The organism is Actinokineospora sp. NPDC051303, assembly GCF_055586285.1.
On the sequence record NZ_JBVJIN010000001.1, the window covers coordinates 56,714 to 71,196 of the forward strand.

At 68.4% G+C, this 14,483-nt stretch carries 20 protein-coding genes; 4 read left to right on the forward strand and 16 right to left on the reverse strand.

The annotated features are described in order from the left end of the window. Positions 1 to 15: 15 nt before the first annotated feature. The 8 genes from ACZ6SD_RS00205 to ACZ6SD_RS00240 all read right to left on the reverse strand — a co-directional run bounded on the left by ACZ6SD_RS00205 (position 16) and on the right by ACZ6SD_RS00240 (position 4,010). Positions 16 to 444 carry a hypothetical protein gene (locus ACZ6SD_RS00205; protein ID WP_465314669.1) on the reverse strand — a complete coding sequence of 143 codons (429 nt, stop codon included), beginning with the start codon at positions 442 to 444 and terminating at the stop codon, positions 16 to 18. Further along, entirely contained in the window at positions 441 to 746 is a 306-nt protein-coding gene (locus ACZ6SD_RS00210) for a hypothetical protein (RefSeq protein ID WP_465314670.1), read from the reverse strand. Before ACZ6SD_RS00210 ends, ACZ6SD_RS00205 begins: the two co-directional genes overlap by 4 nt. Further along, positions 746 to 1,075 carry a phage head completion protein gene (locus tag ACZ6SD_RS00215; protein WP_465314671.1) on the reverse strand — a complete coding sequence of 110 codons (330 nt, stop codon included), beginning with the start codon at positions 1,073 to 1,075 and terminating at the stop codon, positions 746 to 748. The genes ACZ6SD_RS00210 and ACZ6SD_RS00215 overlap by 1 nt, the downstream gene beginning before the upstream one ends. A gap of 308 nt (positions 1,076 to 1,383) precedes the next feature. Then, complete coding sequence (locus ACZ6SD_RS00220) at positions 1,384 to 1,746, reverse strand: hypothetical protein (protein WP_465314672.1); 363 nt, start codon at positions 1,744 to 1,746, stop codon at positions 1,384 to 1,386. Positions 1,747 to 1,772: 26 nt separating this feature from the next. After that, positions 1,773 to 2,084, reverse strand: a complete 312-nt coding sequence (locus ACZ6SD_RS00225) for a hypothetical protein (protein ID WP_465314673.1) — start codon at positions 2,082 to 2,084, stop codon at positions 1,773 to 1,775. A 56-nt stretch (positions 2,085 to 2,140) separates the two neighbouring features. Beyond that, positions 2,141 to 2,320 (reverse strand): hypothetical protein, encoded by a 180-nt coding sequence (locus ACZ6SD_RS00230; RefSeq protein ID WP_465314674.1) that lies wholly within the window; start codon positions 2,318 to 2,320, stop codon positions 2,141 to 2,143. Positions 2,321 to 2,332: 12 nt separating this feature from the next. Beyond that, positions 2,333 to 3,328 (reverse strand): SU10 major capsid protein, encoded by a 996-nt coding sequence (locus tag ACZ6SD_RS00235; RefSeq protein WP_465314675.1) that lies wholly within the window; start codon positions 3,326 to 3,328, stop codon positions 2,333 to 2,335. A gap of 43 nt (positions 3,329 to 3,371) precedes the next feature. Then, entirely contained in the window at positions 3,372 to 4,010 is a 639-nt protein-coding gene (locus ACZ6SD_RS00240) for a hypothetical protein (RefSeq protein ID WP_465314676.1), read from the reverse strand. 46 nt (positions 4,011 to 4,056) lie between these two features. Between ACZ6SD_RS00240 and ACZ6SD_RS00245 the strand changes: the two genes are divergently transcribed. Then, complete coding sequence (locus ACZ6SD_RS00245) at positions 4,057 to 4,323, forward strand: hypothetical protein (protein WP_465314677.1); 267 nt, start codon at positions 4,057 to 4,059, stop codon at positions 4,321 to 4,323. Here ACZ6SD_RS00245 and ACZ6SD_RS00250 read toward each other — a convergent pair. Both ACZ6SD_RS00250 and ACZ6SD_RS00255 read right to left on the reverse strand, forming a co-directional pair. Further along, the gene (locus tag ACZ6SD_RS00250; RefSeq protein ID WP_465314678.1) at positions 4,320 to 5,297 is read right to left on the reverse strand and encodes a VG15 protein; all 978 of its coding nucleotides are present in this window, start codon (positions 5,295 to 5,297) and stop codon (positions 4,320 to 4,322) included. The genes ACZ6SD_RS00245 and ACZ6SD_RS00250 overlap by 4 nt on opposite strands. Next, entirely contained in the window at positions 5,294 to 6,811 is a 1,518-nt protein-coding gene (locus ACZ6SD_RS00255) for a phage portal protein (protein WP_465314679.1), read from the reverse strand. Before ACZ6SD_RS00255 ends, ACZ6SD_RS00250 begins: the two co-directional genes overlap by 4 nt. A gap of 60 nt (positions 6,812 to 6,871) precedes the next feature. On the opposite strand from ACZ6SD_RS00255, the gene ACZ6SD_RS00260 reads away from it, so the two are divergent. After that, entirely contained in the window at positions 6,872 to 7,507 is a 636-nt protein-coding gene (locus ACZ6SD_RS00260; protein WP_465314680.1) for a hypothetical protein, read from the forward strand. On the opposite strand, the gene ACZ6SD_RS00265 is transcribed toward ACZ6SD_RS00260, so the two are convergent. Further along, positions 7,476 to 9,260, reverse strand: coding sequence for a terminase large subunit (locus ACZ6SD_RS00265; RefSeq protein WP_465314681.1), 1,785 nt, complete (start codon positions 9,258 to 9,260; stop codon positions 7,476 to 7,478). The two genes, ACZ6SD_RS00260 and ACZ6SD_RS00265, sit on opposite strands and share 32 nt — an antisense overlap. Then, entirely contained in the window at positions 9,223 to 9,681 is a 459-nt protein-coding gene (locus ACZ6SD_RS00270; RefSeq protein WP_465314682.1) for a phage terminase small subunit P27 family, read from the reverse strand. The genes ACZ6SD_RS00265 and ACZ6SD_RS00270 overlap by 38 nt, the downstream gene beginning before the upstream one ends. Positions 9,682 to 10,155: 474 nt before the next feature. Here ACZ6SD_RS00270 and ACZ6SD_RS00275 point away from each other — a divergent pair, with 474 nt between their 5' ends. Next, positions 10,156 to 10,395, forward strand: a complete 240-nt coding sequence (locus ACZ6SD_RS00275) for a hypothetical protein (RefSeq protein ID WP_465314683.1) — start codon at positions 10,156 to 10,158, stop codon at positions 10,393 to 10,395. A 160-nt stretch (positions 10,396 to 10,555) separates the two neighbouring features. Here the strand turns inward: ACZ6SD_RS00275 and ACZ6SD_RS00280 are convergent, their stop codons facing one another. Beyond that, positions 10,556 to 11,008 (reverse strand): hypothetical protein, encoded by a 453-nt coding sequence (locus ACZ6SD_RS00280; RefSeq protein ID WP_465314684.1) that lies wholly within the window; start codon positions 11,006 to 11,008, stop codon positions 10,556 to 10,558. Next, positions 10,992 to 11,696, reverse strand: a complete 705-nt coding sequence (locus ACZ6SD_RS00285) for a hypothetical protein (protein WP_465314685.1) — start codon at positions 11,694 to 11,696, stop codon at positions 10,992 to 10,994. The genes ACZ6SD_RS00280 and ACZ6SD_RS00285 overlap by 17 nt, the downstream gene beginning before the upstream one ends. Positions 11,697 to 11,757: 61 nt before the next feature. Here ACZ6SD_RS00285 and ACZ6SD_RS00290 point away from each other — a divergent pair, with 61 nt between their 5' ends. Continuing rightward, the gene (locus tag ACZ6SD_RS00290; protein ID WP_465314686.1) at positions 11,758 to 11,997 is read left to right on the forward strand and encodes a hypothetical protein; all 240 of its coding nucleotides are present in this window, start codon (positions 11,758 to 11,760) and stop codon (positions 11,995 to 11,997) included. A 665-nt stretch (positions 11,998 to 12,662) separates the two neighbouring features. Here ACZ6SD_RS00290 and ACZ6SD_RS00295 read toward each other — a convergent pair. Next, the gene (locus ACZ6SD_RS00295; protein WP_465314687.1) at positions 12,663 to 12,920 is read right to left on the reverse strand and encodes a hypothetical protein; all 258 of its coding nucleotides are present in this window, start codon (positions 12,918 to 12,920) and stop codon (positions 12,663 to 12,665) included. Between the two features lie 109 nt (positions 12,921 to 13,029). Beyond that, positions 13,030 to 14,151 carry a DUF932 domain-containing protein gene (locus ACZ6SD_RS00300; protein ID WP_465314688.1) on the reverse strand — a complete coding sequence of 374 codons (1,122 nt, stop codon included), beginning with the start codon at positions 14,149 to 14,151 and terminating at the stop codon, positions 13,030 to 13,032. Positions 14,152 to 14,483 lie beyond the last annotated feature (332 nt).

A 14,483-nucleotide genomic window follows, 5' to 3' on the forward strand; every position in this document is an offset into this window, starting at 1 on the left:
AGGGTGACCTCCGGGTCAGGTTCGGGTGGTAGGGGTGCGGGCGTGGACCGCGACGGCGGCGGTGGCCAGCGGCGCACGGGTGTAGGGGTCGTCGGCGGTGATCGGGGCGGTGACGGGTTCGGTGTGCAGCAGCGGGACGGGTGCGGGGCGGGCGCACAGCAGGCCCGTCACCAGGTTGAGGGTGGTTTTGGCGGCGTGGTCGGTGCGGTGCCAGCAGGTCAGGCGGACCACGCTGCGTTGGACGGCGGGCCAGGCCCAGGTGTGGGTGTCCTCGGCGACCAGCAGCCACGGCAGCGACGGCGGCCCGCCGTCACGGCCCCGGCCGGTTTCGGTCGAGACCTTGATCGTCGCGGTGTCCGGGTGGGCGGCGAGCAGGCGGCGCAGGACGCGCACCACGAGTTCGACCACGTCCACCGGCACCGGCAGCGGGCCGGGGGCGCTCACTCGCGTAGACCTTCCACGTCCAGGCCGACCGTTCCGGCGGCGCGGGTGAGGACGCCGTGGTGGGCTTGCATGCCGATCCCGGCCGGGTGCCGGACCGCGACGGTGGCCCCGGCGCGGTCGTGGTTGGGGTCGTCGAACACCTCGACGGGAAGCGGTTGCCCGCTGTTCACGGTGTGGCCTTGGGCGCGGGCCGCGGCGCCCACCTGCTCGGCCAGCGCCCGCAGGGCGGCGGCCACCTCCGATGACCGCAGGATCTCGCCGACCCCGGCCCGGTCGATCTCGAACCCCTCCACCATGACCATCAGCCCTCCACGTGCCGCAGGGTCAGTTCGTGGTGGACCAGCCCGAACCGCGGTGCCCACTGCTCGGGTTCGCCGTCGACCTCGAAGGTCCGGCCCCGCCACTCGACCCGCTCCCGGGCGCTGATTGGGTCGAAGGTAAACACCCGCCACCGGGTGATGATCGGGGTCCGGGTGGGTTCGGCGGGCTCGCTGGACCCGCCCGGTTGGACGTTGGCCCACACCACACGGCGGGGCGCGGCCGGGCCGTAGTCCAGGACCGGGGTCGGATTGTCATAGGCGTCGGGAACCTCGACGGGACTCACTACGATCAGCCGGTGGGGAAGACGCACAGCACCCTCCCCACCGGCAGTCACCACTGCCGGTCGCTACTTGAAGTGAATGAAAAACACCGCCACGACCACCAAAGCTCCTGGTCAAGAAGTGTGTCTTCCCCGCGCACGCGGGGGTGTTCCCCGCCGCCCCCGTGTGTACAGCGTGGCCTGTGCGTCTTCCCCGCGCACGCGGGGATGTTCCAACCACAGACGCACCCGTCCGCCCACGCCAAAGTCTTCCCCGCGCACGCGGGGGTGTTCCGCTATGCACGTGCGGCCCTCCAAAAAGACGGGGGCGGTTTTCCCCGCGCAGGCGGGGGTGTGGTTTATGTGGTCCAGATGGTGAATGCGCCGAGTCCGCCGGGGGAGGTGGGGCGGAGCAGGTCGAGTTCGGTGTCGGTGAGGTAGAGGCCGCCGCCGTCGTGGGCGGCGACGCGGGTGTGTCCGCCGATGGTTTCGGACTTGTTGCCGTCCGGGGGTGCGGCCAGCGCGCGGAGGACGGCGGTGCAGATGACGCCGACGGTGGTGTCCGGTGGTGGGTCGGGGAAGGGGATCACGCGGGCGCGGGCCAGGGCGGAGGCGTCGGCGATGAGCACGGTGACACGCTCCTGCAGAGCTTCGGTCACCTGCACGTCGGTGCGGGCTTGGACGTCGGCGACGGTGGCCAACGGAGGGAGGGGGACGTTCACGGACCACCCCGGTTCCCGCGCGTGGGTCAGCCCGCGGTGCCCCACGGGCGCGGCTCGACCATCACGCGCTCCACGCCCAGGTAGGGGTGGTCGTCCAGTTCAGCGCGGACCGGGGTGATCCCGTTGGTGTCCAGCGCCCAGAAGTGGTCCACGTCAGGGACTTCCACGCAGGCGTTGCAGGACACCCGCACGACACCGCCTTCTTCCACCGCCCGGTACCCGACCACCGAGAGGCTGTGGACCCCGACTTTGCAGGTGGCCGGGAGCAGCGCCACCCGCCCGCCGAGGGCGTCGGTGCGGTAGCGGACGATGGTGTCGGGAGGACGGTTGTCGAACATGCCCGCACCCTAACCCGGGCCTCGAACACCCGTTCGAGTCGGGGGTGGGCGGGTGGTCAGGGCGCGGGCTGGTCCTTCGGCGGTCGTCCCCCGCTCGCGCGGACGCCGGTCGCGGGGGGCAGGGCGCGCAGGGCCTCGATGGTGGTCTTGTCAGTCACTTCGGTCTCGCCGTGGTGGAAGACCACGCCCAGGTCGTCGACGACCAGTTCGGGGTAGCGGCTGCTGGTGAACTTCACGTCCGGGCCTCCCTATGCCGCTGCTGCCGTGGGGGTGGTGGTGAGGCCGGTGATCTTGCCGTGGGCGATCTCGGGGCCGTATTCCAGGCCGATCTCGCCGTAGATCTGGGCGCGGTCGCTGGCCCCGGAGCGCGCTAGGGGTTCGGAGAACAGGAAGCCCTTGCCGGGGACTTCGAGGATGACCGGGGCGCACTGGTCCAGGGAGACGACTTGCACGGTGTCGGTGGGCATGTGCCGGTTGAGCATGATGTTGAGCCGCCCGAAGTCGGTTTCGATCGTGGACACCGCGACGCCGCCGACGGTGCGGGACTGCTCCTGGTAGTTCTTCTTCGTGACGAACTCGGTGGTGAGCTGGCGTTTCTGCCAGGCCCCGCACATCAGGGTGGCGGTCTCGCTGATCTGGATGCCGCCGTTCTCCCAGACCTTCTGCAACAGGTCGAGAACCATCGTCTCGGTCAGCGGGGCGGGGGCGGCGTTGGTGACGACGTTGGTGACCGTGGCCGCGAGGATGCCCCGGGTCTTGCGTGCGGTGCTGTTGCTGCTCGGTTCCTGGAACACCCCGTTGACGAACGAGGCTTCGACGTCGCGGCCGATCTGGACCAGAGCCAGGCGGGTCTGCCAGTCCATCTCGTTGGCCACCGCGTTCGCGCCGCCGAGCGCGGCGGCGTTGGGGTGCGCCGACCCGGTGCCCGCGAACATGTTCTGCGCCGCCTGGCGGGTATAGGTGATACCGACTGCTTCCTGGTGGATCTCCAGGACGTTGCGCTCCTGCCCCCGCACCCGCGACTCCGGGGTGGGGGCGTCCGCGCCCTCGGTGCGTTGCCGGTCCTTGTCGGCCGGACGCAGGTCGTAGACAGACCAGGTGTGCACGATCCCGTTGGCGCGCTTGCCCCCGGTCAACCCGCCGATGGCGGACAGGAACGGGGTGTCGGTCGGGGTCAGGGCGAACAACTCGCCCACGAAGTTCGGGGCGTTGTAGGTGTTGGCGATAGCGGCCACACCAGGCATACAAGTCTCCTTTCAGTGATGGGGTTCCGGCGTGGCCGCCGGGTCAGGGGCGAGGCATGGCCGTGAGCCGTTGGTTTTTCAGCGAGATGGCCGCGGCCCAGTCGCCGCGCTTCTCCGCCTCGGCGATCTGCCCGTCCAAACCCGCCGGACCGGACTGCCGCGCCCCTTGCGAGGGGTCGGGGGCGGGGCGGCGGGGGCCGTCCTGGCGGGCCAGGTGCGGGCGGCGGGCCAACTCGGCGGCCAGATCAGCGGCGATGGCAGCGGAGTCGATCTCCCCGGCCTCGCCGACGTAACGGTCACGGTCCTCCAGATAGCGCGGGGCGTCGGTCGGATCGGCCCACCCGGTCGCGGCGGCGCGGATCTCCGCGTCCACCGCACGGCGCCGCAACGCGGCCACCTGGTTCTCGGCCGCGGTCGCCCGCGCAGCGGCCTTCTCCGCTTCGGACTGCTGCGCGGCCTCGATCTCATCGAGCCGCTTCGCCTTCGCCCTGGCCTCCCGGGCGGCCTTCTCAGCAGTGGTGATCTTGGTTTTGGCGGCCTCGTAGAGCGCCTTGTAGTCCGGGTCCGCGTCGCCCTCGCCGGTCCCGGTGCCACCAGGTGGCCGGTCGGGGGTCGGATGTGGCCGTGAGGGCTGGTCGTCTTTCTCCGGTGGGGTCGTCGGGTCGACCCTCAATTCGGTCACGGGTGACCTTCTCCAATCATCAAGGTGGTTGTGGGAAACTATCCGGGTGCGTTTTCCTCTGACCCGGACTCAAGTAGCCGCCGTGCTGCTTGCCGTGTCAGCGGCAGCGCAAGTCGCCGCCGGAACCAACGGATCGGTGACACCGTGGGCGCTGTGGTGGCTCATCGGAACCTTCGTGACTGCGCTTGGCGGCGCGGCATTGGGCAGCGGCGCCTCAGTCAGCATCAAAAAAAATGGTGCGGTACGACCAAATGGAGTACGGAAAAACTCGCTGGAGATCGTTTCGGGTGAACGCTTGACTGTCCGCGACTAGTTCAGGTAGCCGTAGCGGTGGAGTTGGGCGACCAGTTCGGTGCGGTCGTCGGTGCTGTTGACGATTTGGGCGGCGGTGGGGCGTGCGGTGCGGCTGGCCCGGTAGCGGTTGCCGGGTTGTGTGGTGAGGTTGCCGAGTTGGCGGCCGATGCCGCGCACGGTGGTGGCTTCGCGGGTGTGCTCGCGGCCTCCGGCGGCGTAGACGGCTCCGGCGCGGCGGGCGTTGACCACGCGTGCCATGTCGGCTCCGGCGCGGATGGCTGCGGCGTCGCCTTTGCCGAAGGCTTTGTCTTGTTGCGCGCGGGTCATGCGGGTGAACAGGGCGTCGGGGTGGTTGTCGGGGTTCTCGTTCTCCCACTGTTCGTGGGTGACCGGGCGCATCCCGCAGTCGCACCGGGGGTGCCGCAGGAATCCTTCGCTGTAGCGGTAGAGGCGTCCGGCGAGGATCACGCAGCGCCCGCAGGCGGGCAGGCGGACGATGCGCTCGTATCCGGCTACGGCGGGTTCGGCGATCATCGCGGTCTGCACGGCGATGCGGCCGGTGTCGCCGACCTCGGTGGAGACATACGTGAGCAGCCGTGCCAGGCCCAGGGCGTGGGCGTCGCTGGGTGCCATGCCCAGCCCGAGTGCGCGGCGTAGGTAGGCGAGCACGTAGTCCAGCAGGGTGCGCAGAGGCAGGCCATTGGAGGCGAACCCGGCGAACGCCCCGGCCACCACCCGCCCCGCCGGGGCGGAGACCGCCCCGGCGGCGAGCAGCGCGGCGGCGACGTAGGGCGCCGCGCGCGCGGCGGCGGCGATCTGGCCTTCCTCGGCCGCGATCACCGCCCTCGGCCGGACCTCGGTCTCCCACGACCCGGCCAGATTCCTCGGGTTCAGGTGCGACCAGGCGTCCTGCGCTCCCTGCACGGCCTGGCGGACCGCGAGTTGCTGGCGGGTGTAGACCTCGGCTTCATGGGCGGCGACCGGGGCGGTCACCGCGGGCTCCCGGCCGCGAGGAACACCGGGGCCTGCGGGCGGCGCGGAGCCGGAACCGCGGGCTCGTCCGGCCGCGCCTGGCCCTCATCCACTTCGGGTTCCGGGGCGGGTTTGGGACCGTACTCGGCGGCCTGGTCTCCGCCGACGACCCGGGCGTAAGCCTGCTGGTCCTCGGCCTCCATATCCCGGATCTGAGCGTCGGAGTAGCCCAGCGCCCGCCGCGAGGCCCGGCGCGGCAGCAGCTTGTCGGCGGCGTAGAGCTTGGTCACCGCGTCGGCTTGGGCGGCGAACGTCGGCGTGGCCGCGTCGACCCACATCGTCTCCATCCGCAACGCCTCCGCAGGGATGCGGCCGTCGCGCACGAGCAGGACCAGGCGCATGACCTGCTCCCACCCGTCCCCGAACGACCGCTGGCGGCGCTCGGCCCGTTTGATGTGACGGCCCTCAGACGAGCGGATGCCCTCCGCGCTGGCGGGGTTTTCCGTGGCATAGCCGAGGAAGTGCGGCGGCAGCCCCGACAGCGACGAGGTGAGCCGGGCCAGCGCGTTGAGTGTGTTGTGGAAGTTGCCCAGGTCCGCTTCGGGGAACTGCCCGACCGCGACCCCGTCGTCCTTCGGGCTCTTAGGCGAGGCCCACAGCACCCCGGCCACCGCCTGCCACGGCGTGAGCGGCTTACCCTGCGCGTCCACGAAATCGGACTGCTCGAACCCCAACGCGTACCGGCGGGGCATCGCGTGGAACTCCGCGGACACCATCATGTCCGTGGCGATCTTGCACGCCGCGTCCGACAGCGGAATCACCGACGCCAGCTCCGAGCGGCCCAGCGTCGCGGGCTTGGAACGGCGGCGACGGGTGCGAGGCCGGTTGATCAGCGGCACCACGGGTACCTCGCCCATTCCGTGGGTGTCGCGCCGGTCCTCGGTCCAGGCGGCCCCGCCGTCTTGGGAGGTGTACCAGATCGTCACGTTCGGCAGGTAGAGCGTGGCGTGCGAGACGACCTGGCTGGAGGTGCCCGGGGCGGCCTCGTCGTCGTACCAGCGTTTGAGCGCCGCCCGGACCTTGCGGGTGCGCGGGTCGATCTCCGCGTGGACTTCAAGCGGCGATTCCACGGTGACCAACGGGGTGTCCTTATCGGACTCGTTGGTTCCGACGATGGCGAACGCCCGCCCCATCAACAACGCATCCACATGCGCCTGCTGCGACCCCAGATCCAGGCGATTCGCCTGCCAGATCCGCCACAAGTCCCGGTCCGCGGCATCGCGCCCGCCGAGGCGGAATCCGGTCACGTCCAGCCGCTCGTCCAGGCTGTCCACGATCAGTTCGGGCCAGTTCACCACCACCTGCCGCACCCGGCCGTCCAGGCGGCGCAGCAACTCCGGGTGCATGTAGGACAGCGGCTGCTCGCCCTCGTAGTAGGCGTCGAGCAACTCCAACTCGGGAATCTGCGCGTCGTGTTGGGCGGAAAGCCGTTGTAGCCAGGTTGTTTCCGGAAGTTCGAGAAGGACCGCTGCCACCGGGCATCACCGCCGGGGCGTCGGTACGGTGCGCGAAGGCGCAGACAGGAGGAATGGAACGTGCAGTCAGGATCGGTGCCGTTGTGGGTCACGATCGTCCTCGCGGTGATCGCCTTGATCGGTCCGCTCGGTGGCGCGTGGGTCGGCGGCAGGGTGACAGCGAAGCGTGACGATCGGCGTTGGGAACGCGAATACGAACGGGAACGCCTGCGACTTGACCATGAGACACGAGCCCACTGGCGCGAAGAACGCCTCAAGACATACGCAAGAATACTAAGGATCTTGGAATCCTGGCAGGGACAATTCTTGATATGGCATGACGTAGAAAGTGGACGTGCTCACAACGTGAACAAATCACAAGCGAAAAGTGAACTCGGCACCCTTTTCATGGAGTACAGGAAGGTGCTGCCTTCAATCCATCTGATCGGATCGGCCGACACTGTGCGCCTGGCGCAGAAGATTGACCAACAGTTGCTGATGGCACAGGTGATCGTGGACTCGGAATGGGGCGGCAACGTTGATTTCCGAAAAGCATTGGAACGTGCGACACGGCCCGCCTATGAGGTGCTCAGGATGATGGCCGAGTTGAGGCGGGTAACGCGCGAGGATTTGGGCATCGAAGGCGGTGTCGCCGATGAACTGATTCCCCTGATTGGCAGTCCTGTCACGTCACCACCATCCGACCCGACTTCTTGACCTTCTGCCCACGCAGCCGCCAGCCGCCGACCGCCATGGCGGCGGTGGGTACGGCGTCGATCCGCTTGCCGGTCTTTCCTCGTTCGGGTTTGTCGGGGCGGATGAGGTCGGGTTCGCCGGGTGGGTGGCGGACTTCGACGGAGTCGAAGCAGAACTGCGCGACGGGGTTGCCGTGGTGGGACCAGCCGCGTGATTTGGTCAGGGCCATGAGTTCGGTCATGCCGTGGGTCATGCCCTTGTAGGTCTGCGGGACGGGGTACATGGGCACGCCAGTGCGGCGCTCCAGGCGTTGGCGGACGGGTTCGCCTGACCATTCGTCGTAGGAGATGTCCGCGACGCGGAGCAGGCCGGTGTCGGTGGTGACGTCGTTCTCGATGACCTGGTAGTCGATGACCTCCCCATCGGTGACGGTGATCCATCCCTGTTCCGCCCAGCGGGTGGCGCGGCCGTCCAGGCGCTCGTCCAGAAAGCTCACCCCGGTTTCGGGCAGCCAGAACCGCCACAGCGCGGAGGGGTGCCCGTCGATGCCCTCGGGGACGATGAGGCACCAGGCGGTGAGGTCGAGTTTGGAGGCGAGGTCGAGGCCGCCCCAGGCGGGTCGGCCCGCCAGGCGCTCGCGCAGCAGCGCGGGGTGCTCGGCCGCGGTTCCGGCGCAGACGAGGTAGAGGTGCATGGGCATCCAGCGGGTGGACTGGGCGACCCATTGGTTGAGCCGGAACTGGCGGAACGAGTTCTCCTTGCTCGGGTCGTTGCGGGCTTCCAGCGCCTCTTCCCGCAGGGCCGCGAGAGACAGGAAGTCGCCCAGCGCCGGATTGGCGATGTGCCAGTTGGCCTCGTCCCAGGGGTCGGCGTCGGCGGGCAGGTTGCGCAGGTAGACGAACCGATGCGGCGCCCTTGCCGGGTTCTCGGCGATCTTGACGCACTCGTCGTGCTCGGCCTTGGCAAAGGACGTGGGGTCGTTGCCCGCGGTGGTCGCGGCGATGAGCAGCGGCTCAAGGCGGGTGCCCATACCGGTGCGCATCGCGGTCCAGAAGTCCCCGGACGGCTGGGTCAGGACCTCATCGAAGATCACGCACGAAGGGTTGGAGCCCAGGTTGCCCAGGGCGTCGGCGGGAACGACGGCGTAGACGGAGTTGGTTTTCTCGTCCACGATGCGGGCGGAGTGCTCGATCACCCGCAGCCGACGCCGCAACAGAGGGCTGAGCTTGACCATGCGGGAGGCGACGTTGAACACGAGCTTGGCCTGCTCGGTGTCGCGGGCGCAGCCGTAGATCTCTGCGGACTCCACCCCGTCGCCGCAGAGCATGAACAGGGCGACGAACGCCAGCAGCTCGGACTTGCCGTTCTTGCGGGCGATCTCGATCCACGCGATCCGGAACCTGCGCACATAGCAGTGGGCTTCGTCGTCCCAGCGGACCTCGCCGAACAGCGGCCGGACAATGTCCTCGCGCTGCCAAGGGGCGAGGATGAACGGCTTCTTGGCCCAGCGGTCCTTGGTGTGGACGCAGACTTCCTCGGCGAACGCCTGCGCATGATCCGCCCTCGGTGCGCAGAAGTGTTCACCGCGTTTGCGGCAGGTGCGGCCGTCGAAGACCCGGCCGCACACCGGCAACCGCGCCCCGTGCTTGTCCTTGGTGGTTGTGCGGGGCGTCGCGGTGGCGGTGCGCGGCCGGGCCGTCGCGGTCTTCGTGCGGGCGCCGCTTGCGCGGCGGTTCTTAGCTGAGGAGTCGGCTCGCGCGGTCGTGGTCGCCATCGGCCACCTCGACCTTGATCGCCTGCCTGTCGGCGGGGGTCAGGCCGAACCGGGCGGCGAAGGTCAGGAACGTGCGCTCGGCCTCTGCCTGTACCTGCAACGCCGGGTTCTTCATCAGCCCGGACCCGCCTTGTTGGACTAGCAGGGCGGAGCCGTTGACGAGCTGGGTCGCCGCCCGATACCGGGCCAATGCTTCACACAGCACCAGGAACGCGTCGGCGTCCCACGCGGTGAGCACCCGGCGCTCGATCAAGCCGGGGGCCAGCCGTGCCCAGATGCCCCGGGCGGCGTCACCGGCCCAGTCCGGACAGATGATTTCCTGCTCCGGTGGGGCGGGCTCGTGGGTGTTGATCCGGTCGGGCCGATCGCCGTGCAGGACCCGCAGAGCGGTCGGTTTGGCTGCCGGGCCTCGCTTGCCCATCGCACCTCCTTCGGCCCTATACCAGCTGTGCTGCTATGCGACCACTCTTTCCGGTGAGCGGCCGACCTCCTGCGCTAAACGTGAGACGTGAAGCCGAAGTTCAGCCGGACCGAAATAAACTCTGCTCGGACTTGACCGGTGTGCTAGTAGATAGTTGCAGGTGAGAGAGGTGGAAAGCTGCTGGTAGTGCGACCGATCTTCTGCCAGAGTGAATCTGGCAGAACTTCACGAGGGCAGAACTTTCGTTGTTTTCCGCCCCGTAGATCCGACCTTGAGGGGTTGAACGGTCGATCTGTGACCGTTGGGCGATCGCCTCTGGACCTTCGACCCTTCATAGGGTCGGATAGAGAGCGGCCCCCTCGTGAAGAGGGGGCCGCTCCGGGTCCTCTGCCCGGACACGTCAGACGGGCAACCGCCTACCCAGCATTTCGCCACGTCAGCGTGCTTCTGCCGAACAAAGGAGATACTGCAACAGTGACCTTACGCCGGGCTGCCCGCAAGAAGCCAGACTCACGACCAATGCAAGCGCCAAGCGGTCGTGCCCCCTGGCGCTTGGCAGCGCTTGAATGGATGTTCGGAACGTGGCGCTACACGATCCGGGCGATCGTCTTCTTCGGTGTACTCGAAGTGATTGCTTTCGCTTCGATTCAGGTGTTCAATATCCAAGCTAAAATCGGAAACCTGGTTGTTCTCTGGCCAATGGTGGTCATGTAGGCCGTGTGACCTGCTGGGCGTGGACGAGCAGGAACACGCGTCCACGCCCAGCTTGGCCTCTAGCTTCCACTCGTGCGGCCGCGGCTCGGTGAGCCCGCGAGGCGGCTGAGGCCGCGCCGGAGGCCCGCGGCTGCGGCGCGGAGGCGCTGGCGCATGGTGGCTACTCCTTCCTCTCATCGGTGCTGGTACTGCTGTCTGTGGTGGTGGGCATGGGGATGTCCAGGACACGGGCGACGGCGTAGCCGTCGAGGTACTTGTCGCCGATCATCCGCAGGCGGGCGGCGTCGAGGAAGGCGTCTTTGTCCTCGCGGGTTGTGAAGCAGACGGCGAACCAGTATTCGGAGTCGGTGGCCAGGCGGAACCGTTCGTCCTCGCGTTTGGTGCGTTCGCGGAAGCCTTTGGCGAGGGCGTCGAGTTCGGCGGCGGAGTCGGTGGCCAGGTTTCCGGTGTAGTCGACGTCGGCTAGGGGGTCGGGTTCGGGTTCGGCGTTGAGTTGGGCGAGAAGGTCCGCGTTCGACGTCGGCCCGGCCAGGGCGGCGCCTGCTTGGAGTTGGGCGAGCAGGTCGGCGTTCGGATCGCCCGCCCCGGCGGGCTGGTCAGGGGGTGAGGCCACGGCGGAAGTCCTCCAGGTCGGCGAGGGGGAACCAGTCCAGGATGGTCTGGTAGTCGGCGGGGGCGTGGCGGCGGATCGGGTCGGTGAATCGGAAGTCGATGCCGTCGAAGGACCGGCCGAACCACTCGTAGTCCACCGGCAGCGGGCAGGCGTGGCGGGCGAGCATGGCCCGGACGTCCGCGATGCGCCAATCCCACACAACCGACACTTTGCGCAGGTGCTCACGCACCGGCCCGTGGGTGACCACCGACATGCGCCGGTTCGGAGAGTCCGCGGCGCGGACGCCGTCGCAGTTCCACGCCCCGGGCATTCCCAGGTCCTCGCGCAGCAGGTCCGCCACATCCTGATAGGACGGCTCCGGGAACTGCGCGGCCTCGATGACCGCGCACCGCTCCGGCGGCTGGAACACGAACGCGTTGAGCCACCGGTACAGCGACGGGTGCGGGAGGTTGATGATCGGGGTGTCGAAGAAGTCGGTGTAGAAGGCCAGGCTCTCGGTGATGAACCGCAGGCCCGGCACCGAGGACAGGTGATACGGCACCACCTGGACCCCGGCCTCGCGCAACGCCAGCCACGCGGCCAGGCTGTCCTTGCCCCGGGAGAACCCGAGCAGAACCGGTTTCCCCTCGGCGGCGAGCTGTTCGCGGATCTGCTGCGACGGGGTGATCCCGTCAATCGTGATCGGCACAGGCGCCTCCCCTCGCGGCGGTAACCGGGTTACCGTTCGGACACTCGGTTACCATCGGTGCGTGTCCGACCCCATCGCCGCGCGTGACGCCGAGCTGGCCGAGGTGTTCGAGCGCCTGGAGCAGGCCGCCGAGCAGGAGGCCGCGTGGCGGGATGAGAAGGAATCCCTTGCCCGACAGGCGAAAGCGCTCGGCGCGTCGCACCGGCAGATCGCCTCCCGGATCGGGATGACCCACCCCGGGGTCGGCAAGCTGATCACCAGGACCACCCCCGGCGGGGACGGTCCGGCGGACGTGGGGTGAGCCGTCCCGGAAACCTGACCAGCCGGAAACAAGCCTCAGTGGCTTGTGCCCTTGTGGCTGGCCCAGGGGTGTCCCCCCTGGGGGTGGCTGTGCGGGTGGCTGCGGCCGGACCGGTCCGGCCGGGGTGATCCGGTGGCCTGCCGGTCGGACTGGCGGCAGGCGGTCACTGCGGGCGGTCATGGTGTGTTCCACCCTCCGGTGGTCCTGGGGTCGGTGGCGGTGGCACGGGCATGGCAACGGGCACACAGCCCCCGCCCATGGGCGGGGTCGTCGGGATCGGCACCGGCGGCCACCAACTCACGGCGGGTGAGCGGCCAGTGATCGGCCACAGTGGACGGACGATCACAGGTGCGGCCCGGGTGGTGTGCACAGTCGGGCAGGTCGCAGCGGCACGACGGGTCCCGGGTGAGCACGGCGGGCCGGAACCGGGACCGGTGCGCGGCGGTGTAGCCACGCTCGGCCGAGGTCCCACCCGCCCGGCGCGCGCGGGTGCGGCACCAGGGGCAACGCCCCCCGGAGCTGGTGAGGTTCGGGCAGCCCGGACGGGAGCACGGGCGGGCGGCGCGAGCGGGCACGGGCATCACCGGTGGGCGCGAGGTGGACGCGGCGACGGGAACGGGCCCCAGCCCCCACCCGGGCGGGTGGGGGCTGGGGGGCGGTGCTCACTACTCGGTGGTCCAGTCCTGGGGGAGGTGGTTGCACTGGTAGGAGATCCAGTAGTCCAGCCCTGCCACCAGGGCCACCAGGCGGCCGGTTTCCTGCGGCTGCCAGTCCCGGAGATGAGCCCGGATCACGGTGAGGGTCCGGTCAGGGTCGGTCACCGGGTACATCACCCACTCTTCCCAGTGCGGTTCCGGGTAGTCCACCCCGGGGGCGGTCCACTGGGACGGCAGGAAGCCCCCACGGGTCAGCCACTCATCCATCCCGGTGACCAACTCAGGAAGCCGGTCACAGTCTCCCGGGTCACCGGCCCCGGCATTCCAGGCTTCCACCATGTCCCTGATCTGTGCCCATGCGGCTGTCGGGTCCATGTCAGGCCACCTGCAAGAGCTTGAAAGCCTTCTGCTTCCGTTCGGGGGCATCCTTGCCCAGCAAGGCCCTTTCGGCCCGGATGCGGGCGGAGTTGTCCCCTCCGGCAATGATCGCGGCGTGGTGGTCGATGTACTCCACAATGGTCTGGTACCCGGCCCAGTGGGTTCCGGTCTTGCCCTTGATGATGTTCGCGTTCGTGTCCCCCCGGAACAATTTCTTGAGGGTGCCCATCAGGGCGTCGTCGCGCTCTTTCACGACCGGTGGGGCTTCCCCTGCGGGCTGGGGCCAGATTTCCCGGCAGACCTTCTCGAACTCCCGGATGGTCAACTGCTCTTTGAGCATCTTCTCCGCCTCGTCGGCGAAGGCATCCCGGTACTCGAAGCTCAGCTTCAACGCCTCCCGGGCTTCCAAGATCCTGGTCGGTGCATTCGGGGAGTGGCGGACGGCCCAACGGCTTTTGTGGTTGCCCAGTGCGGCGGCTTGAGTGTTGGCACACACCACCCGGACCGGGGTGATCAGGAACTCCGAGGACTTCCCGGGTTGGAAGTAGTTAAACCCGGCCAGGTGCAGTTCCACCGCGTCCACCCCGCCCACGAGGATTCCTTCGGGCATCCGGGCGGTGATGAAAGTGTCCAGCCCATCACGGAGAGACCCGGCAGTGTCCACAATGGCCCCGGACTCGTCCAGGATGGCTTGCAGGGTCTCAGCCATGACTTCGTTCTGGATCGGGGTGTACTCCAGACCACCCACACTCAAGGTCTCCCGCTTGCCGGTGAACGGGTTGGTCCTCACCACGGCCCGGTGATGAGGCACCATGATCGGGTTGACGCAGTCGTCCTCGGTGACGGTCCGGGTGTCATCCAGGCCCTCATGGTCACCGACGGAGCACATGTCGTCGTGCTGGTTGCCCAGCACGGCGGAGCACTCCACACACTCGGTGCCCACGGGCAGGGCCATGAGCGGTTCCATGGACACATTCCAGTTGTCCAGACGGGCCAGCTTCAGAGCTTCGGCGGTGGTCATCGGGCCGGGGGCAACGGTGCCCAACCGGTGCCAGGCCGGGGTGTTGGCGGAGACAAAAGCGGCGGTGCCATCCTGCCCAATCTCAATCAAATGAGCCATCACAGAGCCTTTCAGGGGGTTTTCTGCCCCTACCCGGATCGGGTGGGGCGGTCTTGTCTGCCCCACCAACATTACCGGCTCACCGGCCCTTGTCCAGCACTTTCGGGCATCTCCGGAATGGGATCACACGAATAGAGCATCGACCCCTGGCGCACATTTTCGCGTATTCACGAGCAATTCTTTGACCTGCGAAAATGGGAAGCCGTGGGAATGGGTGAGGGGGGGGGGGGGGGGGGCCACGACCCCCCACTTGTCCCCCTTGTTTTTTTTGGGAAAACACCCCAAAAGATGGGGCGCCTTTCCAAACGGGAGGGGTTTTTTTTTGTTTCCCT

Excerpts from the sequence above, each read along its gene's own strand:
- ACZ6SD_RS00210 (WP_465314670.1), bottom strand. The coding sequence starts at position 746 with ATGGTCATGGTGGAGGGGTTCGAGATCGACCGGGCCGGGGTCGGCGAG.
- ACZ6SD_RS00225 (WP_465314673.1), bottom strand. The coding sequence starts at position 2,084 with ATGTTCGACAACCGTCCTCCCGACACCATCGTCCGCTACCGCACCGAC.
- ACZ6SD_RS00235 (WP_465314675.1), bottom strand. The coding sequence starts at position 3,328 with ATGCCTGGTGTGGCCGCTATCGCCAACACCTACAACGCCCCGAACTTC.
- ACZ6SD_RS00265 (WP_465314681.1), bottom strand. The coding sequence starts at position 9,260 with ATGGCGACCACGACCGCGCGAGCCGACTCCTCAGCTAAGAACCGCCGC.
- ACZ6SD_RS00270 (WP_465314682.1), bottom strand. The coding sequence starts at position 9,681 with ATGGGCAAGCGAGGCCCGGCAGCCAAACCGACCGCTCTGCGGGTCCTG.
- ACZ6SD_RS00295 (WP_465314687.1), bottom strand. The coding sequence starts at position 12,920 with ATGGATGAGTGGCTGACCCGTGGGGGCTTCCTGCCGTCCCAGTGGACC.
- ACZ6SD_RS00300 (WP_465314688.1), bottom strand. The coding sequence starts at position 14,151 with ATGGCTCATTTGATTGAGATTGGGCAGGATGGCACCGCCGCTTTTGTC.